The organism is Streptomyces dioscori, assembly GCF_003024195.1.
GTDB classification, from domain to species: Bacteria; Actinomycetota; Actinomycetes; order Streptomycetales; family Streptomycetaceae; genus Streptomyces; species Streptomyces dioscori.
On the sequence record NZ_KZ679040.1, the window covers coordinates 16,094 to 41,739 of the forward strand.

Here is a 25,646-nt window from a genome sequence, read left to right on the forward strand (position 1 = left end):
GATCACGTCAGGTCGGGCGGGGAACCGACGGCTGCCGGGGCGTGGGCAGGTAGGGCGCCGTGGACGGCAGCCCGAGGTCCGACGGGAGCAGGGAACCGACCCAGCAGTCGCGGCGTACGCCCTTGTTGTTGACGCCCGCGCGGAGGGTGCCCTCAAGGGCGAAACCGGCGCGTTCGGCGACCGCGAGGGAGCCCGTGTTGCCCACTTCCGCCCGCCACTCGACGCGGTCCATGCCCCGTTGGGTGAAGGCCCAGCGGCAGGTGGTGAGCGCGGCCTCGGTGATGTAGCCGTTGCCCCGGTGCTCCTTCGTCGCCCAGAAACCGACCTCGCCGACCCCGAGGCCGCGCATCGAGACGGCGAGCATGCCGGCGAGCTCACCGCCGACCGGCAGGAAGACACCGAAGGTGAACATCGAGCAGTCCGCCCACCCGTCGGGCACCATCTGCTCGGTGAAGGCCGTGGCGTGCTCGCGCAGATACGGCGACGGGATCGTGGTCCAGCGCTGGATGTCCGGATCCTGGACGGCGTCGAACACGGCGTCGGTGTCGTGGGCTCCCACCGTGCGCAGCAGGAGTCGTTCGGAAGTCAGTGTGACGGGGTCCATCGGCCGATTCTGCTCGGGCTTCGGTAAGGAAGCCATCACTTTCGCACTGTGTGAGGTTGCCGTCACGTTTCGTGGCGTCAGTGCGGCACCTTCCGCATCCTCCGCCCGTTGTCTCTGTGGCTGTCACATGCAGACCTCCCGGCGCGGTGGGGTCCTCGCTTACGATGGCCGTTGCTCAAGCTGTGATTTGAATCTGTCATTTGAATCTGCCATTGAAACCGACCGTCCCAGGCCCGACCGGCAAGGAGACAAACCCTCGTGTCCGTCCTCTCGAAGATCATGCGTGCAGGCGAAGGAAAGATCCTGCGCAAGCTGCACCGCATCGCGGACCAGGTCAAGTCCATCGAAGAGGACTTCGTCGACCTCTCCGACGCCGAGCTGCGAGCCCTGACCGATGAGTACAAGCAGCGGTACGCGGACGGCGAGAGCCTGGACGACCTGCTGCCCGAGGCGTTCGCGACCGTGCGCGAGGCCGCCAAGCGCGCCCTCGGCCAGCGCCCCTACGACGTACAGATCATGGGCGGTGCCGCGCTGCACCTCGGCTACGTCGCCGAGATGAAGACCGGTGAGGGCAAGACCCTGGTCGGCACGCTGCCCGCGTATCTGAACGCCCTCTCCGGAGAAGGCGTCCACCTCATCACGGTCAACGACTACCTGGCCGAGCGCGACTCCGAGATGATGGGCCGCGTCCACAAGTTCCTGGGCCTGACCGTCGGCTGCATCCTGGCCAACATGACGCCGGCCCAGCGCCGCGAGCAGTACGGCTGCGACATCACGTACGGCACGAACAACGAGTTCGGCTTCGACTACCTGCGCGACAACATGGCGTGGTCGCAGGACGAACTGGTGCAGCGCGGCCACAACTTCGCGATCGTCGACGAGGTCGACTCGATCCTCGTCGACGAGGCCCGTACGCCGCTGATCATCTCCGGCCCCGCCGACCAGGCCACCAAGTGGTACGGCGACTTCGCGAAGCTCGTCACGCGCCTGAAGAAGGGCGAGGCGGGCAACACCCTCAAGGGCATCGAGGAGACCGGCGACTACGAGGTCGACGAGAAGAAGCGGACCGTCGCCATCCACGAGCCCGGCGTCGCCAAGGTCGAGGACTGGCTGGGCATCGACAACCTCTACGAGTCGGTGAACACGCCGCTGGTGGGCTACCTGAACAACGCCATCAAGGCCAAGGAGCTCTTCAAGAAGGACAAGGACTACGTCGTCATCGACGGCGAAGTCATGATCGTCGACGAGCACACCGGCCGTATCCTCGCCGGCCGCCGCTACAACGAGGGCATGCACCAGGCGATCGAGGCGAAGGAAGGGGTCGACATCAAGGACGAGAACCAGACCCTCGCCACGATCACCCTGCAGAACTTCTTCCGCCTCTACAAGCGCCACGACCACAACGGCAAGGAAGTCCCCGGCCTCTCCGGCATGACCGGTACGGCGATGACCGAGGCGGCCGAGTTCCACCAGATCTACAAGCTCGGTGTCGTCCCGATCCCGACCAACCGGCCCATGGTCCGCAAGGACCAGTCGGACCTGATCTACCGCACCGAGGTCGCGAAGTTCGACGCGGTGGTCGACGACATCGCCGAGAAGCACGAGAAGGGCCAGCCGATCCTCGTCGGCACCACCTCGGTCGAGAAGTCCGAGTACCTCTCGCAGCAGCTCAGCAAGCGCGGCATCCAGCACGAGGTGCTGAACGCGAAGCAGCACGACCGCGAGGCCCCGATCATCGCCCAGGCCGGCCGCAGGGGCGCCGTCACCGTCGCCACGAACATGGCCGGGCGTGGTACGGACATCAAGCTCGGCGGCAACCCCGACGACCTCGCCGAGGCGGAGCTGCGCCAGCGCGGCCTCGACCCCGAGGAGCACATCGAGGAGTGGGCCGCGGCGCTGCCGGCCGCCCTGGAGCGGGCCGAGAAGGCCGTCCAGACCGAGTTCGAAGAGGTCAAGGACCTCGGCGGGCTCTACGTGCTGGGCACCGAGCGGCACGAGTCGCGCCGTATCGACAACCAGCTGCGCGGTCGTTCCGGCCGTCAGGGCGACCCGGGCGAGTCCCGCTTCTACCTGTCCCTGGGCGACGACCTGATGCGGCTCTTCAAGGCGCAGATGGTCGAACGCGTCATGTCGATGGCGAACGTGCCGGACGACGTGCCGATCGAGAACAAGATGGTCACCCGTGCCATCGCCTCCGCCCAGTCGCAGGTCGAGACGCAGAACTTCGAGACCCGTAAGAACGTCCTCAAGTACGACGAGGTCCTCAACCGGCAGCGCGAGGTCATCTACGGCGAGCGCCGCCGCGTCCTGGAGGGCGAGGACCTGCAGGAGCAGATCCAGCACTTCATGAACGACACGATCGACGCGTACATCGACGCGGAGACCGCGGAGGGCTTCGCCGAGGAGTGGGACGTCGACCGGCTGTGGGGCGCGTTCAAGCAGCTCTACCCGGTGAAGGTCACCGTCGAGGAGCTGGAGGAGGCGGCCGGCGACCGGGCCGGTCTGACCGCCGAGTTCATCTCCGAGTCCATCAAGGACGACATCTACGAGCAGTACGCCTCCCGTGAGGAACAGCTCGGCTCCGAGATCATGCGTGAGCTGGAGCGGCGGGTCGTGCTGTCGGTCCTGGACCGCAAGTGGCGTGAACACCTCTACGAGATGGACTACCTCCAGGAGGGCATCGGCCTGCGCGCGATGGCCCAGAAGGACCCGCTGGTCGAGTACCAGCGCGAGGGCTTCGACATGTTCACCGCCATGATGGACGGCATCAAGGAGGAGTCCGTCGGCTACCTGTTCAACCTGGAGGTCCAGGTCGAGCAGCAGGTCGAGGAGGTTCCGGTCGAGGACGCGAAGCCGTCGCTGGACAAGAAGGACGCGGTTCCCGCGGGTGGGGGTGCGCGTCCGGAGATCCGCGCCAAGGGGCTCGACGCTCCGCAGCGGCCGGATCGGCTGCACTTCTCCGCGCCCACGGTCGACGGTGAGGGTGGTGTCGTCGAGGGCGACTTCGCCACGGACGACGAGCCGGTGCGGTCGGAGTCTGACGGGCTTACTCGGGCCGAGCGGCGTAAGCAGCAGAAGAGTGGGCGTCGGCGCAAGAAGTAGCGGGGCGCTCCGCGGGGTTTGCGGGGCTTGTGAGGGTCGCTCTGTGAGCGGGTGAAGGGTCGGGGGCCGGGGTGGCGCCCGGCCCTTTGCGTTGGGCTCCGCCTGGGGTGGGGCTGTGTGGGCCTTGGCCTTGGGCGCTGGGTCCCGACCCAGCCTCCGGGCTTCGGGCCTTGGCCTTCGGCCTTCGGTCCGGGGGTTGGTGGGTGCGGGGTGGTGGGGGTGGGCCTCAAGGATTGCGCAGTTCCCCGCGCCCCTGGGGGTGGGGGGTGGTTGCGGTGTATGGGCGGCTGCGGGGTGGTGGGGGTGAGCCCAAAGGATTGCGCAGTTCCCCGCGCCCCTGAAGGCCGGTTGGGGGTCCTGTAAGCGGCACGTGTGGCTGTCAGTCGTCTTGGGGTGGGGGCATTCGGGTGCCGCCCAGTTCTACTGCTGTGCAGCGCCAGCGGAGGTCCTGGCCCTGTTCCAGGCGGAAGGCCATGGCGCGTAGCTGGTCGCCGGCGCCGATGCGGGCGAAGACCTCGACCGCGCCCGGGCCGGCCACGTAGTAGCCGATGTCCCGGACGAACGGGCGGGTGCCGCGGGTGCGGAGCGGGCTGTGTTCGGCGAGCCGGGCCAGTTCGTCGTACGCGCGGCCCGCGGTGTGCCGGAGCATGCAGTGGACCGGGCGGTGCCCGCTGAGCACCTCGACGAGCCGGTCGGCGAAGACGTCGGTGGGGCGGGGCTGCGGGGGAGGCTGCGGGGGAGTGGAGGAGCCCGTCCTGGCCCGTGGTGCGCCCGAGGTGCCCCTCGGTGCCGTGCGCGGCGTGCCGCCGCCCGGGCGGCGCGTGTCGTGGCGTACGGGGGGCCGGGTGCCCTGGGTGCGCCTCGTCCTGGTCATCACCTTGTTCACGGCGGAACCCCATTCGGTCGGACCGGCGCTGATACCGGTCGGTAACTTTCCGTTGGGGATCTTGTACGGGGGAAGGGGGAGCGGCTGCAAGCGGGGCGGACGGGCGCCGCGACCGGCCGGAGGTTCACCTATCAGGGGGACGGGAGGGGGTGGCGGGCTTGGGGGGACTTGGGCGTACCGGGTGACGGGCGGGACGGGGGTGGACGCCCGGGCGGGGGTGGGTACGGACTCGAAAGGGGACACCCGCACGTATCCTGAAGACCTTCCGGGAGGCGCGGGACCCGTCCACGCAGCCCCGCGGTGTCCCCACGGAACACGTCTACGAAAGCGGTCGGCCATGCGCGTGTACGTCCCTCTGACCCTCTCCGGTCTCGCCGAGGCGTACAAGACGGGTGAGCTCGGCAAGGGACCCTTCGTCGCGTACGCCGTCACGCCCGCGCTGCGCGAGTGGTACCTCTCCGACGACATCGAGGAGCTGGAGTACGCGGCGCTGAACCGGGCCGCGCTCGCTTCCCTGCGACTGGTCGCGCTCGATCCCGGTGCCCCGCGCCGGCGGGTCGTCGTCGCCGTCGACGTACCGGACGGGGCCGCCGTCGCCGACCCCGGCCTGGGACCCGACCCCGCGTCCCTCGGTGAGCTGCGGGTCGGCGCGGCCGTGGCGCTGGCCGAGGCCGCGGCCGTACACGTCGACTCGGACGAGGCGGAGGCGGAGGTGACGGCCGCCGCGGACGCGCTGGGCGCGGCGGACCGGGGCGACGACGACGCGCAGTTCGTCGTGGACGGGGCCGCGGACCACGAGCTGCTGTGGTTCGCCACGCAGGAGATTCCGAACCTCGTGGGGTTCGGCGACTGAAGCGACGCACTGCACGACGAACCGCTCCGGGGGCGCCGGGGGCCCCGGCTGCTCCGGGGGTGTGTTCGGCGCGGGAGGCGTTCCCGCAGCGCACTCGAAGCGCATATGGGGCTTTGTCAGTGGTGCCGGGTACTTTTTGGATATGGGGATGCGCGGAGCGACACATATCGTCTGGGACTGGAACGGGACGCTGTTCCACGACAACAAGGCAATCATCGGCGCGACGAACGCGGCGTTCGCGGAGCTGGGCATACCGTCGATCACGCTGGAGCGGTACCGGGAGCTGTACTGCGTGCCCGTGCCGAAGTTCTACGAGCGGCTGATCGGGCGGCTGCCGACGGACGACGAGTGGGAGGTCATGGACGCGGTCTTCCACCGGTACTACGCGGAGCACCGGGTGGGGTGCGGGCTCACCGACGGGGTGCCCACGCTGCTCGCCGAGTGGGTGTCGGGCGGGCGCAGCCAGTCGATCCTGAGCATGTACGGGCATGAGGAACTGGTGCCGCTGGTGCGGGGGTTCGGTATCGAGCCGCACTTCCTGCGGGTCGACGGGCGGACCGGGCCGTCGGGTGGCAGCAAGGCCGAGCACATGGTGCGGCATCTGAGAGCCCTCACGGGCGTGGACCCCGCTCGTACGGTGGTGATCGGGGACGCGGCGGACGACGCGATCGCTGCGCGGCATGTGGGGGCGAAGGCCGTGCTGTACACCGGGGGGTCGCACAGCCGGGCCAGTCTTGAGGGGGTGGGGGTGCCGGTGGTGGATTCGCTCGCGGAGGCGGTGACTCTGGCCGAGTGGTTGGCGGCGTGAGTTTCTGGGGCTCGGCCCTCTGGTCGACGTGAGCCCTGCGGCTCGGGCTGTGGCCTTCGGCCGGAGGTTGAGTGTTGGGTGCGGGTTCGTCGTGGCTGGTCGCGCAGTTCCCCGCGCCCCTTCAGGGCGCTGTGTCCGTGGGGCTCAAGTGCACAGTCGGCGGCCGAGTGAACTGTGCAAAGTGTCAAAAAGGTGATCCCTCTTTTGTACACATGCGGCTCATGACGAGGCCCCCCGCAGGGGCGATAGCCTGGGGTCGTGATCAGCGCGATACGTCGCGGGGGCATCGTTGCCCCTGCCCTGCGCCCGGACCGCACGGACGACATCCGTGACCGGGCGGTCGCTGGTCCCCACGAGCGGGCAGCCGCACAGCAGGTACCGAGATCAGGGTCACACCCTCCGGTGCCGCCGAATATGGCCGATAACGCCCCGCTCATCTCTCATCGCGGCATAGCGTCGGATCAGACCGGACACCCCGCGTCGCGGCGCTACGTCACTTCACGTTCTACGACGTCACGCAACGGCGCGCGACAGGAGCCAGAGGACAATGCAGACCAAGCTGGACGAAGCCAAGGCCGAGCTGCTCGAACGAGCCGCCCGGGTTGCTGAGAACAGCCCGGTCGGGGGGAATCTTCACCTGCCGACCGGGAAGACGGGCGCGAGCGCTCCCGACCAGGACACATTGCTCGCGTTCCTCCAGCGCTACTACCTGCACACCGCCCCGGAGGACCTCGCGGACCGCGACCCGGTCGATGTCTTCGGAGCCGCCTTCTCGCACTACCGGCTGGCCGAGAAGCGACCCCAGGGCACAGCGAACGTAAGAGTCGTCACCCCGACCGTCGAGGAGAACGGCTGGACCTGCAGCCACTCCGTCGTCGAGGTCGTCACCGACGACATGCCCTTCCTCGTCGACTCGGTGACCAACGAGCTGTCCCGGCAGGGCCGCGGGATCCACGTCGTGATCCACCCGCAGTGCGTCGTGCGGCGCGACCTCACCGGCAAGCTCATCGAGGTGCTGAAGACCCGCCCCACCGGCGACCTCCCGCACGACGCCTCCATCGAGTCCTGGATCCACGTCGAGATCGACCGCGAGACCGACCGCGCCGATCTCAAGCAGATCACCGCCGATCTGCTGCGGGTCCTGTCCGACGCCCGTGAGGCCGTCGAGGACTGGGAGAAGATGCGCGACTCGGCGCTGCGCATCGCCGAGGAACTGCCCAAGGAGCCCACGGCCGACGACCTGCGCGACCAGGAGGTGGAGGAGGCCCGCGAACTGCTGCGCTGGCTCGCGGACGACCACTTCACCTTCCTGGGGTACCGCGAGTACCAGCTGCACGACGACGACTCGCTGGCCGCCGTCCCCGGTACCGGGCTCGGCGTCCTGCGTTCCGACCCGCAGCACGGCGAGGACGAGAGCCATCCCGTCAGCCCGTCCTTCGAGCGGCTGCCGGCCGACGCCCGCGCGAAGGCCCGCGAGCACAAGCTCCTCGTCCTGACGAAGGCGAACAGCCGCGCCACCGTGCACCGGCCGTCCTACCTCGACTACGTCGGCGTGAAGAAGTTCGACGCCGACGGAAACGTGGTCGGGGAGCGGCGCTTCCTGGGGCTGTTCTCCTCCGCCGCCTACACCGAGTCCGTGCGCCGGGTGCCCGTCATCCGCCGCAAGGTCGCCGAGGTCCTGCGCGGCGCCGGCTTCTCGCCCAACAGCCACGACGGCCGCGACCTCCTCCAGATCCTGGAGACGTACCCGCGCGACGAGCTCTTCCAGACCCCGCCCGACGAGCTGCGGGCGATCGTCACGTCCGTGCTGTACCTCCAGGAGCGGCGCCGGCTGCGCCTCTACCTGCGCCAGGACGAGTACGGGCGCTACTACTCGGCGCTCGTCTACCTCCCGCGCGACCGCTACACCACCGGCGTGCGCCTGCGGATCATCGACATCCTCAAGGAGGAGCTCGGCGGCATCAGCGTCGACTTCACCGCCTGGAACACCGAATCGATCCTCTCCCGGCTGCACTTCGTGGTCCGGGTCCCGCAGGGCACCGAGCTGCCGCAGCTCAGCGACGCCGACAAGGACCGCATCGAGGCGCGGCTCGTCGAGGCGGCCCGCTCCTGGGCCGACGGTTTCGCCGAGGCACTGAACGCCGAGTGCGGCGAGGAGCGCGCGGCCGAACTGCTGCGCCGGTACGGCAACATCATCCCCGAGGGCTACAAGGCCGACCACAACCCGCGCACCGCGGTCGCCGACCTGGTCCGCCTGGAGCAGCTCGGCGACGGCAAGGACTTCGACCTCAGCCTGTACGAGCCGGTCGGCGCCGCCCCCGGAGAGCGCCGTTTCAAGATCTACCGCATCGGCGAGTCGGTCTCCCTCTCCGCCGTCCTGCCGGTCCTCACCCGGCTCGGCGTCGAGGTCACCGACGAGCGGCCCTACGAACTGCGCTGCCCGGACCGCGCCTCCGCGTGGATCTACGACTTCGGGCTGCGGCTGCCCAAGTCGCTCGGCGGCAACGGCGAGCACCTCGCCGACGACGCCCGCGAGCGGTTCCAGGAGGCCTTCGCGGCGACCTGGACCGGGCGCGCCGAGAACGACGGCTTCAACTCCCTCGTCCTGAGCGCCGGGCTGAACTGGCGGCAGGCGATGGTGCTGCGCGCGTACGCCAAGTACCTGCGCCAGGCCGGTTCGACGTTCAGCCAGGACTACATGGAGGACACCCTCCGCAGCAACGTCCACACCACCCGGCTGCTCGTCTCGCTCTTCGAGGCCCGGATGTCGCCGGACCGCCAGCGGGCGGGCACCGAGCTGACCGACGCCCTCCTGGAGGAGCTGGACGCCGCGCTCGACCAGGTGGCCAGCCTCGACGAGGACCGGATCCTCCGGTCCTTCCTCACCGTCATCAAGGCGACCCTGCGCACGAACTTCTTCCAGGAGGCGGGCGGCGGCGTACCGCACGACTACGTCTCCATGAAGTTCGACCCGCAGGCCATCCCGGACCTGCCCGCGCCGCGGCCGGCGTACGAGATCTGGGTGTACTCGCCGCGGGTCGAGGGCGTGCACCTGCGGTTCGGCAAGGTCGCGCGCGGCGGGCTGCGCTGGTCCGACCGGCGTGAGGACTTCCGCACCGAGATCCTCGGGCTCGTCAAGGCGCAGATGGTCAAGAACACCGTCATCGTGCCCGTCGGCGCCAAGGGCGGCTTCGTCGCCAAGCAGCTGCCCGACCCGGCCGTCGACCGCGACGCCTGGATGGCCGAGGGCGTCCGCAGCTACAAGACCTTCATCTCGGCGCTGCTCGACATCACCGACAACATGGTGGCCGGCGAGGTCGTACCGCCCGCGGACGTCGTACGGCACGACGGCGAGGACACCTACCTGGTGGTCGCCGCAGACAAGGGCACGGCGACGTTCTCCGACATCGCCAACGGTGTGGCCGAGTCGTACAACTTCTGGCTCGGGGACGCCTTCGCCTCCGGTGGCTCGGCGGGCTACGACCACAAGAAGATGGGCATCACCGCCCGCGGCGCCTGGGAGTCCGTGGAGCGGCACTTCCGGGAGCTGGGCGTCAACACCCAGACCGAGGACTTCACGGTCGTCGGCGTGGGCGACATGAGCGGTGACGTCTTCGGCAACGGCATGCTGCTCTCCGAGCACATCCGCCTGGTCGCCGCCTTCGACCACCGGCACATCGTCATCGACCCGCGCCCGGACGCCGCGACCTCGTACGCCGAGCGCCGCCGCCTCTTCGAACTGCCGCGCTCGTCCTGGGCCGACTACAACAAGGAACTGCTGTCGCAGGGCGGCGGCATCTTCCCCCGTACGGCCAAGGCCATCCAGCTCAACAGCCACATCCGGGAAGCTCTCGGCATCGAGGGCAACATCGGCAAGATGACGCCCGCCGACCTGATGCGGACCATCCTCGCGGCGCCGGTGGACCTGCTGTGGAACGGCGGCATCGGTACGTACGTGAAGGCGTCCACCGAGACGCACGCGGACGTCGGCGACAAGGCCAACGACGCCATCCGCGTGGACGGCGCCGACCTGCGGGTCAAGGTCGTCGGCGAAGGCGGCAACCTCGGCCTCACCCAGCTCGGCCGCATCGAGTTCGCGCAGGCCGGCGGCAAGGTCAACACCGACGCCATCGACAACAGCGCGGGCGTGGACACCTCCGACCACGAGGTGAACATCAAGATCCTGCTCAACGCGGTCGTCGCGGACGGCGACATGACCGTCAAGCAGCGCAACAAGCTGCTCGCCGAGATGACCGACGAGGTCGGCACGCTCGTCCTGCGCAACAACTACGCGCAGAACACGGCGCTCGCCAACGCGCTCGCCCAGTCGCCGAGCATGCTCCACGCCCAGCACCGCTACCTGCGGCACCTGGTGCGGGCCGGCCACCTCAACCGCGCGCTGGAGTTCATGCCCACCGAGCGGCAGATCAAGGAGCGGCTCAACGCTGGGCACGGGCTGACCCAGCCGGAGACGGCCGTCCTCCTCGCGTACACGAAGATCACGGTGTCCGACGAGCTGCTGCACACGTCACTGCCGGACGACGAGTACCTGCGCACCCTGCTGCACGCGTACTTCCCTAGCGCGCTCGGCCGGCAGTTCGCCGACCAGATCGACAACCACCCGCTGCGGCGCGAGATCGTCACGACCGTGCTGGTCAACGACACGGTCAACACCGGTGGTACGAGCTTCCTGCACCGCCTGCGGGAAGAGACCGGGGCATCCCTGGAGGAGATCGTCAGGGCGCAGACCGCGGCCCGCGCCATCTTCAACTCCAGCTCCGTGTGGGACGGCGTCGAGGCGCTCGACAACACGGTCGACGCCGGGGTCCAGACCCGGATCCGGCTGCACTCGCGCCGGCTCGTCGAGCGCGGTACGCGGTGGCTGCTCAACAACCGGCCGCAGCCGATCCAGCTCGCCGAAACGATCGGCTTCTTCCAGGAGCGGGTCACGCAGGTCTGGGGCGAGCTGCCCAACCTGCTGCGGGGCGCGGATCTGGAGTGGTACCAGCAGATCTACGACGAGCTGTCCGGGGCCGGGGTGACCGACGAGCTGGCGCAGCGGGTGGCCGGGTTCTCGTCCGCCTTCCCGACGCTCGACATCGTCGCGGTCGGTGACCGTATGGGCAAGGATCCGATGGCCGTCGCGGAGGTCTACTACGACCTCGGTGACCGGCTGCGGGTCACTCAGCTCATGGACCGGATCATCGAGCTGCCGCGGGCCGACCGGTGGCAGTCGATGGCCCGTGCGTCCATCCGTGAGGACCTGTACGCGGCGCACGCGGCACTGACTGCCGATGTGCTGGCCGTGGGGAACGGGGCTGCCACGCCTGAGCAGCGGTTCAAGGCGTGGGAGGAGAAGAACGCGGCGATTCTTGCTCGGGCGCGGACGACGCTTGAGGAGATTCAGGGGTCTGAGTCGTTCGACCTCGCGAATCTGTCCGTGGCGATGAGGACTATGCGCACGATGTTGCGGACGCATTCGTAGCGGTTGCCGCCTCCGCGCGGGAAGAGGGCACCCCTGTGGGTTGGGGGTGCCTCTTTCTTTTTCCGCCCCCGCCGCCCCTACCGGCCTAGTTCCGATGCCGGGAATCCTGGGGCGCACTTAGGGTAAATAGGATGAACGAGGATCGACCTGACATCTCCGTTGTTGTGATCGTCTACAACGACGAGGCCCGGCTGGACACAGCCGTCCGCTCCGCGCTGGAGCAGACGCTGCGCAACGTCGAGGTCGTGATCGTCGACGACCGGAGCACGGACCGTTCGTACGAGGTCGCACGCGGGCTGGCCACCAGGCACCCCGGACGCGTACGCGCCTTCCGGCTGGACGAGAACAGCGGAGGCTGCGGCGCGCCCCGCAACCGAGGGATCGCCGAGGCGCGCGGCACCTACGTCCTCTTCCTCGACAGCGACGACGTACTGGAACGCAACGCCTGCCGGAACATGCTGGAGGCGGCCGAGACGACCGGCGCCGACCTCGTCTCCGGGCTGTGCGTACGGGTCCACGTCGACTCGCGGGGCGGCAAGGAAGTCAAGTGGTACCCCTGGCTGTACACCCGCACCCGCACCCTGGAGTCGATCTCCGAGCTGCCCGACCTGCTGGTCTTCGACACCTTGTCCACCAACAAGTGTTACCGCCGGGAGTTCCTGGTCAGGGAGGGTCTTGAGTTCCCCGTCGGCATTCACTACGAGGACCTGCTCTTCTCCGCGCAGGCGTACGCGGCGGCCCGCAGGATCACCCTCATTCCGAACCGCGTCTACGACTGGCGGGTCGTCGACAAGGCCGCGGCGAAGTCCATCAGCAACCGCCGCGCCGAGATCGCCAACTTCGCGCACCGCATGGAGATCCACCGACGCGTCGACCGGCTGCTGGCCGAGCGGGGGCTGGCGGAGCTGAAGTTCTTCAAGGACGTCAAGTTCCTCAAGCACGACCTGGTGCTGCATCTGCGCGACCTGCCGTTCCGGGACGCCTCCTACCGGGAGGAGTTCGCCGCCATCGCGCGCGGCTATCTGGAGTCCGTCGACCGGGCCGCCTTCGACGAGGTCGAACCCATCCACGCCATCTGCGCCTATCTGCTGCGCGAGAGCGACTGGGACAACCTCCTGCCGGCCGTGGACACCCTCACCAACCGCGACAAGATCTCCTCGCCGCTCGTCGAGCGCGACGGCCGCGTCTACTGGTGTGCCGAGCACATCGACGGCAGCGACGGTGATGGTGACGAAGGAGTCTTCGCTCGGCACGTTCTCGATGTCACCGGACTCGGCCATCACGCCAAACCCGTCGAGAAGATGTTCCTGCGCAATGTCCTGACCGGGTACGAGGAGGACGAGAGGGCCGGTACCGTCCGGCTCGCCGGGCGCATCACCAATCCCCTCGGTGTCGTCCCGGCCGGTGCGCGGCTCACCGGTGAGCTGGAGTTCGGCGCCCGCCGCAAGGGGGTGCGCTTCCAGACCTTCCGCTTTCCCGTCCGCACGCTGCGGCACGAGGGCGAGTTCATCGCCTGGGAGGCGTCGGTCGACCTCGCGCGCGGGGTGCGGCCCCTCGGTGTCGTGGACGCCGTGTGGGACGTACGGCTGCGTCTCGGTGTCGACGGTGTGCGCACCACCACCCGCCTCACCGCCTCCGAGCCCGGTCTGGCCGTCGGCCGGTCGCCTGTCCGGCCGCGGCTCACCCGGCTGGTCGCCGACCACATCGAGCCCGAGGTCTCCGCGCGCGGCCACCTCGCTTTCCGGGTCCCGACCCGGGAGAAGGTCGACGCGCTCGTCGGACGAGGGGTGCGGGGAGCGCCCGGCCGGCTAGCCAAGTCCGGGTACCGCAAGGCGAAGGGGGTGCGGCGGAAGCTCACCTCCGGGGCCACCAAGATCCGCGTCTATCACGAGGTGTTCAGCCGGCTGCCCCTGAAGAAGGGCCTGGTCGTCTTCGAGAGCCATCTGGGCCGGCAGTACAGCGACAGCCCCAAGGCGCTCTACGAGGAGATGCGGCGCCAGGGTCTCGACTTCGACGCCGTGTGGTCGTACACCGGCCGCCCCGAGGGCTTCCCGCCCGACGCCACGCTCGTACGCCGCTGGTCGCTGCCCTATCTGAAGGCGCTGGCGCGGGCCGAGTTCTGGGTCGACAACCAGAGCTACCCGCTGAAGCTCACCAAGCGGCCCGGGACCACGTACATCCAGACCTGGCACGGGTCCGCGCTCAAGCGGATGGGCTTCGACGAGGCCGAGTGGAAGCTCAGGACCCGGGGCGCGCAGGAGGAGCAGCAGCGCGTCCTCGACCGCTTCGACCGGTTCCTGATCCGTTCCGAGCACGACGTACGCACCCTCGCCCGCGCGTTCCGCCTGAAGGAGCGCACGCTGCTGCGCGTGGGCTACCCCCGCAACGACGCGCTCGTGGCGGCCCGGCGGCGGGAGGAGGCGACCGGCGTGCGGGAGCGCGGGCCGCTCGCCGCCGAGCTGGGGATTCCGGACGACAGGGCCGTCCTGCTGTACGCGCCCACCTTCCGGCAGCAGGGCGGCAAGCAGCGGCGGTTCGAGCTGCCCTTCGACGTGGAGCGGTTCGCCGACGCGTTCGGCGACCGGTACGTCCTGCTGGTGCGCTCGCACTACCTCAACCACGTCGTGCTCCCGCCGTCCGTGCGCGGGCGCGTCCTCGACGTGTCGGCCCATCACGACGTGACGCCGCTGCTCGCGCTCGCCGACGGCCTGATCACCGACTACTCGTCCGTGATGTTCGACTACGCGCTCCTCGGCCGCCCGCTGTTCTTCTTCGCCTACGACTACGAGGAGTACGTGCACGAGGGCCGCGGCACCTACTTCGACCTCCTCGAACGGGCGCCGGGCCCCGTCGTGCGCACCGAGGAGGAGCTGTACGTGGCCCTCGCCTCCCTCGACGAGCAGGTGGTCAAGTACCGGGAGGCGCGGGAGGGCTTCGTGGCGGAGTTCGGCGAGTACGACACGGGCACAGCCGCGCGGAGCATCGTCGACCAGTTCTTCTCCCAGTGGAGGCGCGCATGACCGCCGAGACCACCGAGGCCGCCGAGCGTGTCCCCGGGGCCGCGGATCCGCGGCGGGACGTCTTCTTCGTCTCCAACAGCGTCGACGAGCTGGGCGGGGTGACCAGCTGGTCGCACCAGATGGCCCGGCTGTTCACCGGGCGCGGCCATCGCGTCCACGTCGTCGGCATCACACCCTCCGAGGTGCCCCAGGAACTCGGCGAGGTCCCCTATCCGACGACGACCCTGTACGCCGGACAGCCGCCGCGGCCCGGCCGCGCGCGCGAGGCGAGCATGCGCGAGGAGGCCACGAAACTCACCGCCCTCTTCCGGGCGGCGCGGCCCGGCGCGGTCGTGATCGTCACGCAGGTGTGGGCCATGGAGTGGGTGGCCCAGGCCGACACGTACGGCCTGACCGTGATCGGGATGAGCCACGAGTCGTACGCGTACTCCAAGGCGTCCTCGCGCTTCCACCGGGTGCGCAGGCACTACCGGGACGTCGACCGCATGCTGGCGCTGACCCGTGAGGACGCCGACCTGTGGATCGGGCAGGGCATGAACAACGCCTCGTACATGCCGAATCCGCTGCCGTTCATGCCGGAGGTGCCGTCGGCGCGTACGGAGAAGGTGGTCGTCAGCATCGGACGGCTGCACGACCAGAAGGGCATCGACATGCTCCTCGACACCTGGGCGGAGGTCGCGCCGCGCCATCCCGACTGGCGGCTGCGGATCTACGGCTCGGGCGAGGACGAGGAGATCCTGAAGAAGCAGTGCACGGCTCTGGGGCTGGACGCCTGTGTGGAGTGGATGGGCCGTACGAGTGATGTGCCGGGGGCGCTGCGGGGTGGTTCCGTTTTCGCGCTGTCCTCCCGGGGCGAAGGGTTTCCGCTCGCGCTCATGGAGGCGATGGCGATGGGGGTGCCGTGTGCGGCGTTCGACTGTGCGCCGGGTGTGCGGGAGATCGTCCACGACGGGGTGGACGGGCTGCTTGCCGGCCTCGGCAACACGGGTGAGCTGGCCCGGCGGCTTGACACCCTGATGTCCGATCAGGGGCTGCGGGACGGGATGGGCGAGCGGGCCCGCGCCGGCATTCAGCGTTATACGACGACCGAGATCGTGCACAGGTGGGAGGAGTTGTTCGCGTTTCTTGAACGGTGAAGCCGGTTGATTCCGGTTGATTCCGGTTGTGCGTCGGGTGCGGGCCGGTGGGGGCTTGTCGCGCAGTTCCCCGCGCCCCTACTGCCTAGGGGCGCGGGGAACTGCGCGGGTGACCCCCACTCGCTCGCAGTCGACGAACAACCGAACTACCCCTTCCCCCCACCCCCGGTGAACTTCTCGTACTCCCTCAGTACTTCCTCCGTGGGGCCGTCCATCCGCAACTCCCCCCGTTCAAGCCACAGCACCCGATCACACGTGTCCCGGATCGACTTGTTGTTGTGGCTCACAAGAAAAACCGTGCCCGCACTCTTCCGCAGTTCGCGGATCCGGGATTCGGAGCGCTTCTGGAAGGAGCGATCCCCCGTCGCGAGGGCCTCGTCGATCATCAGCACGTCGTGGTCCTTGGCCGCGGCGATGGAGAACCGCAGCCGCGCCGCCATCCCGGAGGAGTACGTGCGCATGGGCAGCGTGATGAAGTCGCCCTTCTCGTTGATCCCGGAGAAGTCGACGATCTCCTGGTACCGCTCGCGCACCTGCTCCCGGGACATGCCCATCGCGAGCCCGCCGAGGTAGACGTTGCGTTCGCCGGTGAGGTCGTTCATCAGCGCGGCGTTGACGCCGAGCAGGGAGGGCTGGCCGTCCGTGTAGATGCGGCCGTGTTCGACGGGCAGCAGGCCGGCGACGGCCTTGAGCAGGGTGGACTTGCCCGAACCGTTCGTGCCGATCAGGCCGATCGCCTCCCCCCGGTACGCGGTGAAGGACACGGACCGCACGGCGTGCACCTTGCGTACGCCCGACGCCTGCTCGGCCTTCTTCCCGCGCAGGATGCGGTTGAGCGCGGCGGTTGCGCTGCCCCGCCCCACCCCCGTGCCGTTGACGCGGTAGACGATGTCGACGCGGTCGGCGACGACGGTGGGGATCCGGCCGGCTCCGCCGGTCACTGCGCTCTGTTCAGCCACGGCCGTACGTCTCCTCAGCCTTCCAGAAGTAGATGAACCCACCGACGCCGGCGAGCAGGGCCCAGCCGACCGCGAGTGCCCATACGTGGTGGGGCAGCTGGCTCGCGTGGAACGAGTCGATCAGCGCGAACCGCATGAGGTCGATGTAGACGGCGGCGGGGTTGCACTGCAGGGCGAGCAGCACGACACGCGGCATGTCCGGGTGGCCGCTGAGCACCCGGTCGATGCTCCACATGACACCGGAGACGTACATCCAGGTCCGCAGCAGGAACGGCATCAGCTGGGCGATGTCCGGTGTCCGGGCGCCCAGCCGGGCCACGATCATCGCCACGCCCGCGTTGAACACGAACTGAAGTGCCAGCGTGGGCACGGCCAGCAGCCAGGACACGCCGACGGGCACCCCGAAGCAGAGCAGGATCACGACCAGCGCGGCCATCGAGAACAGCAGTTGCTGAAGCTGCTGCAGCGCGTACGACACCGGGAGTGCCGCCCGCGGGAAGTGCAGGGCGCGGACGAGACCGAGGCTGCCGGAGATCGCCCGGGTGCCCGCCATGATCGAGCTCTGCGTGAACGTCCACACGAACACGCCCGTGACCAGGAACGGAACGTAGTCCGGCACGCCCCGGCTCGTGCCCATCAGGACGCCGAAGATGAAGTAGTAGACCGCCGCGTTCAGCAGGGGTGTGGCCACCTGCCAGACCTGGCCGAGCTTCGCCTGGCTGTACTGGGCGGTGAGTTTGGCCGTGGCGAACGCGGTGATGAAGTGCCGGCGCGCCCACAGCTGGCGGACGTACGCGGACAGGGTGGGCCGTGCGCCGCTGACGGTGAGGCCGTGGCGGGCGGCGAGTTCCGCGGGGTCGGCGTGATCGTCGTAGGGGACGGCCGGCGCCGGGGACGGTGTGTCGAGGACCTGACTCACATCCGCTGCTTTCACTCGGGGGAGGGGCGGAGAGGGAGGAAGGGACGTACGGGGAGCCGAAGCGGGCTCTGGGACCGCTCTGGGGCCTTTACCTGCGGTTGAGCTGCGTTTGGAGACGACTTTACGTCGGGACGGGACCGTATCGTCGTCACGTGAGCGTAGGCCGATCCGACGTCGGAACGCAACCGTTTCGTCGTCACGCCACTATGCTGGTCCGCATGTCACAGCCGGAGACACCGACGCCACCGCCGCAGCCGCGCCGCCGGCCTCCCGCCGGAGCCGCCGTGCTCCGGGAGGACGTCACCGAGGCGATCAGGGCCGCCGTCTTCGGGGAACTCGCGGCCGTCGGATACGCGCGCATGTCCATCGAGGGGATCGCGCGCCGCGCGGGCGTCGGCAAGACCGCCGTCTACCGCCGTTGGCGCTCCAAGCTGCACCTGGTGCTCGACCTGGTCTCCGCGATCGCCGTACAGGGGCTGCCCGCGCCCGACACGGGCACCCTGGAGGGCGACCTGCGTCTGCTGTACGAGGTCACCTCACGCGCCCTGCGTCACCCCGTGGCCTCGCAGGTCGTCCCGGACCTGCAGGCCGAGGCGGCCCGCAATCCGGAGATCGCCGAAGCCCTGCAGAAAGCGCTGCGCGAGGGGCAGGCGGGCGTCGCGAACGGCATCGTCGAGGCGGCCCGCGCGCGTGGTGAGATCCGTGCGGACGCCGACGGCGAACTGGCCCTCGACCTGATGTCCGGACCGCTGTACTGGCGCGCGGTGGTGATCCGTGGCCCAAAGCCGCCGAAGGGATATCTGGAGAGCTTGACCCGGGCCACGGCGGCGGCCCTCAGGGCGCTGTAGAGGACCGGAGACGGCCGTTCCACCTGCGGTTCGGCAGGGACTGCCGCCCTGCTCCGGGCACCTCTCAGGGGGCGCCCGACCCCCGTAGCGGCCGGATCGTTGTCATCCACGCCTCACTCTCAGGCCCTCCGGGGGCGCATACTGGAAACACGATGACGAAGCCATCCGCGCCCCGGCGCCACCTGTCCACCAGTCCCTTCAAAGCTCCGGTTGTCCCGGTCGCCAAGCACTTCGCCCTCGGTGACCGTGTGACGCACGACCAGTTCGGCCTGGGCAGGATTGTCGGCGTCGAGGAGGGCATCGCGATGCTCGTCGACTTCGGCTCCCGCCAGGCCCGTATCGTCAGCCCCTACACCCGTATGGACAAGCTCTGACGGGTTCCGTCACAGCACCCTCGCCGCGGCCCAGGACCACCTCCGGCCCGCGGCGAGTGCGTTTCTGAGCCTTTTCATGCTCTCGGTCGCCGTGGAGCGGTGCGGCGGTTCCTAGTTCCGGCGTGCCTGCGGGTGGAGCCGTAGCCAGCCCTCCCAGGCCGACGTGATCATGTCGTCGAGGCCGTACTTGGCCTTCCAGGCGAGTTCCGCGGCGACGCGCTGGGCGGAGGCGACGACCCGTGCCGGGTCGCCGGGCCGGCGCGGGGTCACCGTGGGCGCGAGCGTGTGGCCGGTGATCTCGTTGATGCGGTCGATCATGCGCCGGACCGAGACCCCCTCGCCGCGGCCGATGTCGAGGGTCAGATCGGTGCCGGGCGTCGCCGTCAGGCGCCTGGCCGCCGCCACATGGGCCTCCGCCAGGTCGACGACGTGGATGTAGTCGCGCACGCAGGTGCCGTCCGGGGTCGCGTAGTCGTCGCCGAAGATCCGCGGCGGCTCGCCCGCCGTGAGCTTCTCGAAGACCATCGGCACGATGTTGAAGACACCCACGTCGGCCAGTTCCGGCGCCGCCGCGCCCGCCACGTTGAAGTAGCGCAGACTGGCCGTCGACAGACCGTGCGCGCGGCCCGTGGCCCGCACCAGCCACTCCCCGGCGAGCTTGGTCTCCCCGTACGGGTTGATGGGCACGCAGGGCGTCTCCTCGGTCACGAGGTCGACGTCGGGCATGCCGTACACCGCCGCCGAGGACGAGAACACGAAGGACGGCACCGCGGCGGCCGTGACCGCCTGCAGCAGCACGCGCAGCCCCTCGACGTTCTCGCGGTAGTAGTGCAGGGGCAGCTCCACCGACTCGCCCACCTGCTTCTTCGCCGCCAGGTGCACCACACCGGTGATCGCGTGGTCCTTCAGCGCCCGCGCGACCCGCTCCCCGTCCAGGGTCGAGCCGACGACGAGCGGGACCCCGTCCGGGACGCGCTCGGAGATCCCGGTGGACAGGTCGTCGTACACCACGGTCCGTTCGTCCGCCTCGGTCATCGCGCGGACGACGTGCGCCCCGATGTAGCCGGCGCCGCCGGTGATCAGCCAGGTCATCTACGGCCGTCCCCTCGTGTGTCCTCGTGGGTACTCGCGTGTACTCGTGTGTCCCTCATGGTGCGGATACGGATCAGTGAAGCAAACGCTTCAGCCTGTGGCCCAGCACGGCCGCCGTCCCCCGCAGGCCCGGCGCGACCCGCAGGGCGAGCGAGCCCGCGTGGGTCGCGTACGGCTGGACGAGCAGGACCCCGTGCCGGGCGCTCGGCAGCACCGTCCGGCGGAGCAGGCCGGGTTCCGTGCTCGCGTGCGCGGTGGTCTCGCGGGTCGTGCCGTCGTGGAAGCGCAGGCACAGCCGCAGGTCCCAGGTGCCGGAGCCGAGCGCCGCCAGGTCGGCAGGCGCCTCAGCCGTCCAGGAGTCGACGGCGGAGCCGATGGTGCCGGGATCGACGTCGTCCGGGTGGAAGCGCGCGGTGAGCGTGAGGCCCGTCCGCCCGTCCCCTCGGTGCACGAACTCGGCGTCCACGGTCGCCGGTGCCGCGTCCGCCATCCGCCCGTACAGCTCGTGCAGGCGCAGCCGCAGGCGGGTGCCACGCGCGCGTGGCCGCAGTTCCGCGTCGACGGCCACCGGCAGGACGCGTACGGGCCGGTGCAGGAGGTGTTCCAGGGTGACGTGGGGCAGGTCGGCCGACCAGACCGGCGTGCCGTCCTTCGCCCGCGCGTACGGGGGCCGCAGCCGGGCCGGGCGCGCCGCGACCTCCCTGACACGGGTCAGGTCACGCGGCTTCTCCGAGGCCAGCACCACCTGGGCGATCACCCTGCCCGGCGCCGGGGCCAGCGCGAAGTCGGCCGCGTCGAACGTCGCGAGGTACGCGCGCGTGAGGGTCCACCACTCACGCCGGTACACGGCTCCGCGCAGATCCAGCTCACGCACGTACATCCGCAGCGCGTGGTCGAGGAACCGGGCACGGGACGCTCTGGCCAGCCGTTTCTCACCGGCGGCGAGGAGGATGTCGTACGCCGACGCGTGGGAGGTGATCCTGGCCCGCCAGTTGTCGACGCCCGACCTGTCCAGCGAGATCGACAGGCGTGCGGCGGTGCGGCGCACGTGCCAGACGTAGACCGTGTCCGGGATCAGCGCGAAGCGCGGCCGGGCGGCGAGCACGCGCGCGGTGAAGACGAAGTCCTCGTAGGGGAAGTGCCCTTCGGGGAAGCGGATGCCGTGCTCGCGCAGGAAGTCGGTGCGGTACAGCTTGTTGACGCACAGCGTGTCGTGGACCAGGCGGACGCGCCGCGACGGGCGGGTCACCAGGGCGGCCCGCGCGTACAGCTCGGGCTGCCAGCGGACCTCGCGGCCCGAGGGGAGTTCGCGGCGCACGCACAGGCCCGCGGCGACCTCGGTGCCGCGCTCGGTGGCGGCCGTCAGCAGGGCGTCCACCGCGCCGGGCGGCAGGACGTCGTCGCTGTCGAGGAACATCACGTACGGGGCGGTGGCGGCGTCGATGCCGTCGTTGCGGGGACTGCCGCAGCCGCCGCTGTTGACCTCGCGGCGCACCACCCTCAGGCGCGGCTCGTCCAGCGCGAGGCGGTCCAGGAGGTGTGCGCTGCCGTCGGTCGAGCAGTCGTCCACGGCGATCACCTCGCGGACCGCGGGCCCCTGCGCCAGCGCCGAGCGCACCGCGTCCCCCACATGGGCGGCGTCGTCGTACCCGATGACGACGACGCTCACCTGCGACGGGCGGGGAGTTCTGGCTCGCATGACGTGCACGGCCTCCAAGGGGCGGAATGGTGGAGAGTGCTGAGTATTTTCCGTTAAGAGGTATTTACGGCACTTACCCTCTCATGGGGGAGATGGTGTACGTGGTACGGGGGTTCCGTCCCCTCGGGCCGCGACGCGGTGGGCCGGGTCGAAGCCGTCCACAGGCGGTGGAAGGAGAGCCCGGCGGCCGTCACCAGCAGGCCGTTGCGGACGAGCATCAGCAGGGTGCCCGTCCAGGTGCAGGCCACGACGTCGTCGTACAGCACGGGGTACGCGAGGGCGCTGACCGCGGCGGCCCCGGCGACCAGCAGCGCGACCGGGCGCTGCGTGGTGTGCCGGGAGGTCAGGCACACGGCGGCCAGGCCGATCAGCCACACCAGGTACTGCGGGCTGATGACCCGGCTCGTCACCGTGAACAGGAGCACGGCACCGAACGCGGCGTCGTACGGGGTCGCCGGCGTCCAGTGCCGTGCGCGCAGCCGCCACAGCAGCAGGGCGCCGAAGGCCGCGACGGTGAGCGCGAGCGACAGCGCGGCGACCGAGGAGACGTACGGGCCGGTGAACTCCATCGCGCCGTACCGGTAGCCCACATCGCCCGGCCAGCCCGCGTGGTGGGCGAAGGACAGGGCCGTGCCGCCGAGCGACTCGATCTGCACACCCCGGCCGCTCTGCTGGTGCAGGAAGTCGAACGGGTCGCGGAAGAGGGCGGCGAGCGTCAGCAGCAGCACGCCTCCCGTGACGGCCGCCGAGGTCCACGCCTCCTTCGTCGTACGGCCCCGGGGCGTGCCGATCAGCGTCAGCGCGGGCCACACCTTCACCAGGGCGCCCAGGGCGGCGAACGCGCCGCACGCACGCGTGGAGCGCGACAACGTCAGCAGCGAGATGACGGCGAAGGCCGTGACCTGCACGTCGTAGCGCGCGAGGGGGATGTGCAGGAGGAGGGGCAGGGCCGCCGTCCACAGGGCCGCGCCGCGCAGGCTGCGGCCGGGGCGGGTGCCCGCGCGCGTGAGGACGACGGTGACCAGGAGGTCGGTGGCCAGGGTGAGGGTCACGAACGCCTGGAAAAACGTCAGCCCCGGCAGCAGTCCTGGGGAGAGCAGGACGGGGCCCGCGCCCGGCGGGTACTGCCACAGGCGGTCGCCGGTCGGGAACGTGCCGGTGGCGAGGACGCCGTACCAGCGGGCGTACAGCTCGTGCACCTCGCGTGCGACGCCGCCGACGCCGAGGGGGGTGCGGCCGTCCTGGGCCAGCAGCCAGAGCATCAGGGTGCGGGTGGCCGACCAGGCCGCGGCGAGGATCAGGAGGTTCTTGCAGGACTTCTGCCAGGACTTCTGCCGGGACTTCTTCCGAGAGGTCATCCGGGGGATCGTAAGCCGCAAGGTGGCTGATATCGGCTGATGACGAGTCAATCAGCGGCAAAGGTCAGCTAGTAGCACAAGATCTGCCGCATGATCGTCAAGCGTTCGAGGGGTGTTGTCCGGTCCGAGTCCGGGTCAGGGTCCGGGTCCGAGTCCGGGTCCGAGTCCGGGTCCGAGTCCGGGTCAGGCTCCGGGTCAGGCTCCGGCTTCGACTTCGGCGTCGCCGGTGCCGTGGTCGTGCCCGGGGTCGTCATGTTCGTGATCGGTCTGTGGGGGATCGACCGGGGCGGGATGTGGCGTGACGAGGCGGTCACCTTCCAGGTGGCGCGGCGGTCACTGCCGCAGATCTGGCAGCTGCTGCACTCCGTGGACGCGGTGCACGGGCTCTACTACCTCCTCATGCACCCCGTTCTCGCCGCCCGTCCCGGCGAGGTCGCGCTGCGCCTGCCGTCGCTCTGCGCGGCGGCCGTGACGGCGAGTCTCGTCGCGGCGCTGGGGGTGCGGCTTGCGCGTCCGCGGGTGGGGGTGTGGGCGGGGCTGCTGTACGCGGTGACGCCGATGGTGGGGCATTTCGCGCAGGAGGGGCGGTCTTATGCGCTCGTCGCCGCCGGGGTGGCGGGGGCTACGTTGCTGCTCTTGCGAGCGGTAGGTCCGGGCTCGGGTGTGTGTGCCGGGTGCGGGCCGGTGGGGGCGGGTTGCGCAGTTCCCCGCGCCCCTGGTGGGGGCCCGGGGTTGTGTGTCGGGTGCGGCGGGGTGGGGGTTTGTCGCGCAGTTCCCCGCGCCCCTGGTGGGGGGTGGTGGCGGTCGTGTGTTGGGTGGGGCGGGGTGGGGGTTTGTCGCGTCGTTCCTCGCGCCTCTGGTGGGGGGTGGTGGCGGTCGTGTGTTGGGTGGGGCGGGGTGGGGGTTTGTTGCGCCGTTCCTCGCGGCCCTGGTGGGGGGTGGTGCTGGGGTGTTTATGGGGGTGTTGTCGGGGTCACCGCGCTGCTTCATGAATTCGCCGTGCTGGTGCTGCTCGCGCATGCGGGCACGTTGGTGCTTGCGCGGGTGTCCCGGGCGGTGTGGTGGGGGTGGGGGCGGGCCGCCGCGGGGGCGGTTCTCGTGCTGGTTCCGCTGGGGGTGGTCTCCCGTGGGCAGGCCGGGCAGGTTGCGTGGCTCACGGCTCCCGGTGGCGAGGCCGTCGAAGAGCTCGTCCGGTCGTTCGTGGGGCCGGCCCCGCTGGTCCTCGGCCCGTATCTGCTGCTGATCGTGCTCGCCCTGTGCGGACCGCTCGCCCGCCGCGGCGAACTCTCCCTCCCCGCGGTAGCCCTCCCGCTGCTGCTCGTGCCGCCCGCGACGCTCCTCGCCGTCTCGCGCCACTGGCCGCTCTTCGACGACCGCTATGTGCTGTACGCGCTCGCGGGCGCGCCCCTGCTGGCGGCGGCGGGCGCGGACCGGCTGGCCGGGGCGGCGGCCCGGCTGGCCGGCCGCCGGACGTGCCACGTCGGCGCGTACGCCGTCACGTGTCTCGGCGTGTTCGGCGTCGCGCTCGCCTTCGTCGCGCAGCTTCCCGTCCTGCGCGCGGACCGGGACCCCGCCCGCCGCCCCGACAACCTCGCAGCCGTCTCGGCCGCGGCGGCCCGACGGATGAGCCACGGCGACCCCGTGCTCTTCCTCCCGGCGCTGGCCAGGCGTGCGGCGGTGGCGTACCCGAAGGGCTTTCGCGGTACGGCGGACATCGCGCTGCGCGAGCCCGCGCCCGTCTCCGGAACCCTCTACGGACGCGAGACCGGGCCGGGCGAACTACGCCGCCGGTTCGACGGGGTCGACCGCGTGTGGGTGGTCGCCGAGCCGTACGCGCTGCGGCCCGGCTGGTATCCGCCGGTCCCCGCCGAACAGGTCAAACTCGCCCTCCTGAAGGGGGAGTTCGTGCCCCGGGCCGAGTACGTGCGCAAGGGGTCGGTCATGCGGCTGTACGTGCGCCGGCCGGCGGAGGCCGTGCTCACCCCGAGCCCGGGGTCTCCTCCAGTGCCGCCGCGTCCAGTGCGCCCGTGAGGCGGTCGAGCCGGGTCCGCAGGTCCTCTATCTCGGCCAGCTCGAAGCCCGTCGCGGCGGCGATCCGGCGCGGTACGCGCAGCGCCCGCTCGCGCAGGGCGGTGCCCTCGCCGGTGAGCCCGACCAGCACGGACCGCTCGTCCAGCGCACTGCGCTCACGGCGTACGAGAGAGGCCGTCTCCAGTCGCTTCAGCAGCGGCGACAGCGTCCCGGAGTCGAGCCGCAGGTGTTCGCCGACCTTCTTCACGGGCAGGTCGCCGTGCTCCCACAGCACGAGCATGACCAGGTACTGGGGGTAGGTGAGCCCGAGATCCTTCAGGACGACGCGGTACAGGCTCCCGAAGGCGCGCGAGGCGGCGTTCAGGGAGAAGCAGATCTGCTGGTCGAGGCGGAGGAAGTCGTCGTCGGGCACGGGCGTCGTGGTCATGCCCCCAGGGTACCCCGGTGCGTCATTTAGTTGTGCACAATTTAA

17 protein-coding genes are annotated in these 25,646 nt (G+C 70.2%); 9 read left to right on the plus strand and 8 right to left on the minus strand.

The features are described from left to right. Positions 1-7: 7 nt before the first annotated feature. Positions 8-604, minus strand: a complete 597-nt coding sequence (locus C6Y14_RS08150; RefSeq protein WP_107015875.1) for a GNAT family N-acetyltransferase — start codon at positions 602-604, stop codon at positions 8-10. Positions 605-862: 258 nt separating this feature from the next. Here C6Y14_RS08150 and secA point away from each other — a divergent pair, with 258 nt between their 5' ends. Then, positions 863-3,706 carry a preprotein translocase subunit SecA gene (gene secA, locus C6Y14_RS08155; protein WP_107015876.1) on the plus strand — a complete coding sequence of 948 codons (2,844 nt, stop codon included), beginning with the start codon at positions 863-865 and terminating at the stop codon, positions 3,704-3,706. Positions 3,707-4,085: 379 nt separating this feature from the next. On the opposite strand, the gene C6Y14_RS08160 is transcribed toward secA, so the two are convergent. Continuing rightward, complete coding sequence (locus tag C6Y14_RS08160) at positions 4,086-4,592, minus strand: Rv3235 family protein (RefSeq protein ID WP_107016399.1); 507 nt, start codon at positions 4,590-4,592, stop codon at positions 4,086-4,088. A gap of 337 nt (positions 4,593-4,929) precedes the next feature. Between C6Y14_RS08160 and C6Y14_RS08165 the strand changes: the two genes are divergently transcribed. From C6Y14_RS08165 to C6Y14_RS08185, 5 genes are all read left to right on the plus strand, one after another. After that, positions 4,930-5,445, plus strand: a complete 516-nt coding sequence (locus C6Y14_RS08165; RefSeq protein WP_107015877.1) for a DUF6912 family protein — start codon at positions 4,930-4,932, stop codon at positions 5,443-5,445. A gap of 142 nt (positions 5,446-5,587) precedes the next feature. Continuing rightward, positions 5,588-6,253, plus strand: coding sequence for an HAD family hydrolase (locus C6Y14_RS08170; protein WP_107015878.1), 666 nt, complete (start codon positions 5,588-5,590; stop codon positions 6,251-6,253). A 547-nt stretch (positions 6,254-6,800) separates the two neighbouring features. Next, positions 6,801-11,738: an NAD-glutamate dehydrogenase gene (locus tag C6Y14_RS08175; protein ID WP_107015879.1), complete on the plus strand. Its 4,938-nt coding sequence runs from the start codon at positions 6,801-6,803 to the stop codon at positions 11,736-11,738. Between the two features lie 131 nt (positions 11,739-11,869). Then, positions 11,870-14,758 (plus strand): bifunctional glycosyltransferase/CDP-glycerol:glycerophosphate glycerophosphotransferase, encoded by a 2,889-nt coding sequence (locus tag C6Y14_RS08180; RefSeq protein ID WP_107015880.1) that lies wholly within the window; start codon positions 11,870-11,872, stop codon positions 14,756-14,758. Further along, positions 14,755-15,894 (plus strand): glycosyltransferase, encoded by a 1,140-nt coding sequence (locus C6Y14_RS08185; RefSeq protein WP_107016400.1) that lies wholly within the window; start codon positions 14,755-14,757, stop codon positions 15,892-15,894. Before C6Y14_RS08180 ends, C6Y14_RS08185 begins: the two co-directional genes overlap by 4 nt. A 146-nt stretch (positions 15,895-16,040) precedes the next feature. On the opposite strand, the gene C6Y14_RS08190 is transcribed toward C6Y14_RS08185, so the two are convergent. Together C6Y14_RS08190 and C6Y14_RS08195 are read right to left on the minus strand one after the other, a co-directional pair. Further along, positions 16,041-16,853: an ABC transporter ATP-binding protein gene (locus C6Y14_RS08190; protein ID WP_107015881.1), complete on the minus strand. Its 813-nt coding sequence runs from the start codon at positions 16,851-16,853 to the stop codon at positions 16,041-16,043. Continuing rightward, positions 16,846-17,772, minus strand: a complete 927-nt coding sequence (locus tag C6Y14_RS08195) for an ABC transporter permease (RefSeq protein WP_107015882.1) — start codon at positions 17,770-17,772, stop codon at positions 16,846-16,848. Before C6Y14_RS08195 ends, C6Y14_RS08190 begins: the two co-directional genes overlap by 8 nt. 206 nt (positions 17,773-17,978) lie before the next feature. On the opposite strand from C6Y14_RS08195, the gene C6Y14_RS08200 reads away from it, so the two are divergent. Beyond that, positions 17,979-18,620: a TetR/AcrR family transcriptional regulator gene (locus C6Y14_RS08200; RefSeq protein ID WP_199854676.1), complete on the plus strand. Its 642-nt coding sequence runs from the start codon at positions 17,979-17,981 to the stop codon at positions 18,618-18,620. Between the two features lie 152 nt (positions 18,621-18,772). Beyond that, positions 18,773-18,994: a hypothetical protein gene (locus C6Y14_RS08205; RefSeq protein WP_055517933.1), complete on the plus strand. Its 222-nt coding sequence runs from the start codon at positions 18,773-18,775 to the stop codon at positions 18,992-18,994. Between the two features lie 111 nt (positions 18,995-19,105). On the opposite strand, the gene galE is transcribed toward C6Y14_RS08205, so the two are convergent. The 3 genes from galE to C6Y14_RS08220 form a co-directional block, all read right to left on the minus strand. After that, complete coding sequence (gene galE / locus C6Y14_RS08210) at positions 19,106-20,086, minus strand: UDP-glucose 4-epimerase GalE (protein WP_107015883.1); 981 nt, start codon at positions 20,084-20,086, stop codon at positions 19,106-19,108. Positions 20,087-20,159: 73 nt separating this feature from the next. Further along, entirely contained in the window at positions 20,160-21,785 is a 1,626-nt protein-coding gene (locus C6Y14_RS08215; protein ID WP_107016402.1) for a glycosyltransferase family 2 protein, read from the minus strand. Positions 21,786-21,838: 53 nt separating this feature from the next. Beyond that, on the minus strand, positions 21,839-23,143 hold the full coding sequence (locus tag C6Y14_RS08220; RefSeq protein WP_107015884.1) for a glycosyltransferase family 87 protein: 1,305 nt from the start codon (positions 23,141-23,143) through the stop codon (positions 21,839-21,841). A gap of 252 nt (positions 23,144-23,395) precedes the next feature. Here C6Y14_RS08220 and C6Y14_RS46025 point away from each other — a divergent pair, with 252 nt between their 5' ends. After that, entirely contained in the window at positions 23,396-25,174 is a 1,779-nt protein-coding gene (locus tag C6Y14_RS46025) for a glycosyltransferase family 39 protein (protein ID WP_450152390.1), read from the plus strand. On the opposite strand, the gene C6Y14_RS08235 is transcribed toward C6Y14_RS46025, so the two are convergent. Next, positions 25,122-25,601 (minus strand): MarR family winged helix-turn-helix transcriptional regulator, encoded by a 480-nt coding sequence (locus C6Y14_RS08235; protein ID WP_107015886.1) that lies wholly within the window; start codon positions 25,599-25,601, stop codon positions 25,122-25,124. The genes C6Y14_RS46025 and C6Y14_RS08235 overlap by 53 nt on opposite strands. Positions 25,602-25,646 lie beyond the last annotated feature (45 nt).

Coding starts and splice junctions, on each gene's coding strand:
- galE (WP_107015883.1), bottom strand. CDS start 20,086: ATGACCTGGCTGATCACCGGCGGCGCCGGCTACATCGGGGCGCACGTC.
- C6Y14_RS46025 (WP_450152390.1), top strand. CDS start 23,396: ATGTTCGTGATCGGTCTGTGGGGGATCGACCGGGGCGGGATGTGGCGT.
- C6Y14_RS08180 (WP_107015880.1), top strand. CDS start 11,870: ATGAACGAGGATCGACCTGACATCTCCGTTGTTGTGATCGTCTACAAC.
- C6Y14_RS08205 (WP_055517933.1), top strand. CDS start 18,773: ATGACGAAGCCATCCGCGCCCCGGCGCCACCTGTCCACCAGTCCCTTC.
- C6Y14_RS08200 (WP_199854676.1), top strand. CDS start 17,979: ATGCTGGTCCGCATGTCACAGCCGGAGACACCGACGCCACCGCCGCAG.
- C6Y14_RS08170 (WP_107015878.1), top strand. CDS start 5,588: ATGGGGATGCGCGGAGCGACACATATCGTCTGGGACTGGAACGGGACG.
- C6Y14_RS08185 (WP_107016400.1), top strand. CDS start 14,755: ATGACCGCCGAGACCACCGAGGCCGCCGAGCGTGTCCCCGGGGCCGCG.
- C6Y14_RS08165 (WP_107015877.1), top strand. CDS start 4,930: ATGCGCGTGTACGTCCCTCTGACCCTCTCCGGTCTCGCCGAGGCGTAC.
- C6Y14_RS08150 (WP_107015875.1), bottom strand. CDS start 604: ATGGACCCCGTCACACTGACTTCCGAACGACTCCTGCTGCGCACGGTG.
- C6Y14_RS08235 (WP_107015886.1), bottom strand. CDS start 25,601: ATGACCACGACGCCCGTGCCCGACGACGACTTCCTCCGCCTCGACCAG.
- C6Y14_RS08175 (WP_107015879.1), top strand. CDS start 6,801: ATGCAGACCAAGCTGGACGAAGCCAAGGCCGAGCTGCTCGAACGAGCC.
- C6Y14_RS08215 (WP_107016402.1), bottom strand. CDS start 21,785: ATGCGAGCCAGAACTCCCCGCCCGTCGCAGGTGAGCGTCGTCGTCATC.
- C6Y14_RS08220 (WP_107015884.1), bottom strand. CDS start 23,143: ATGACCTCTCGGAAGAAGTCCCGGCAGAAGTCCTGGCAGAAGTCCTGC.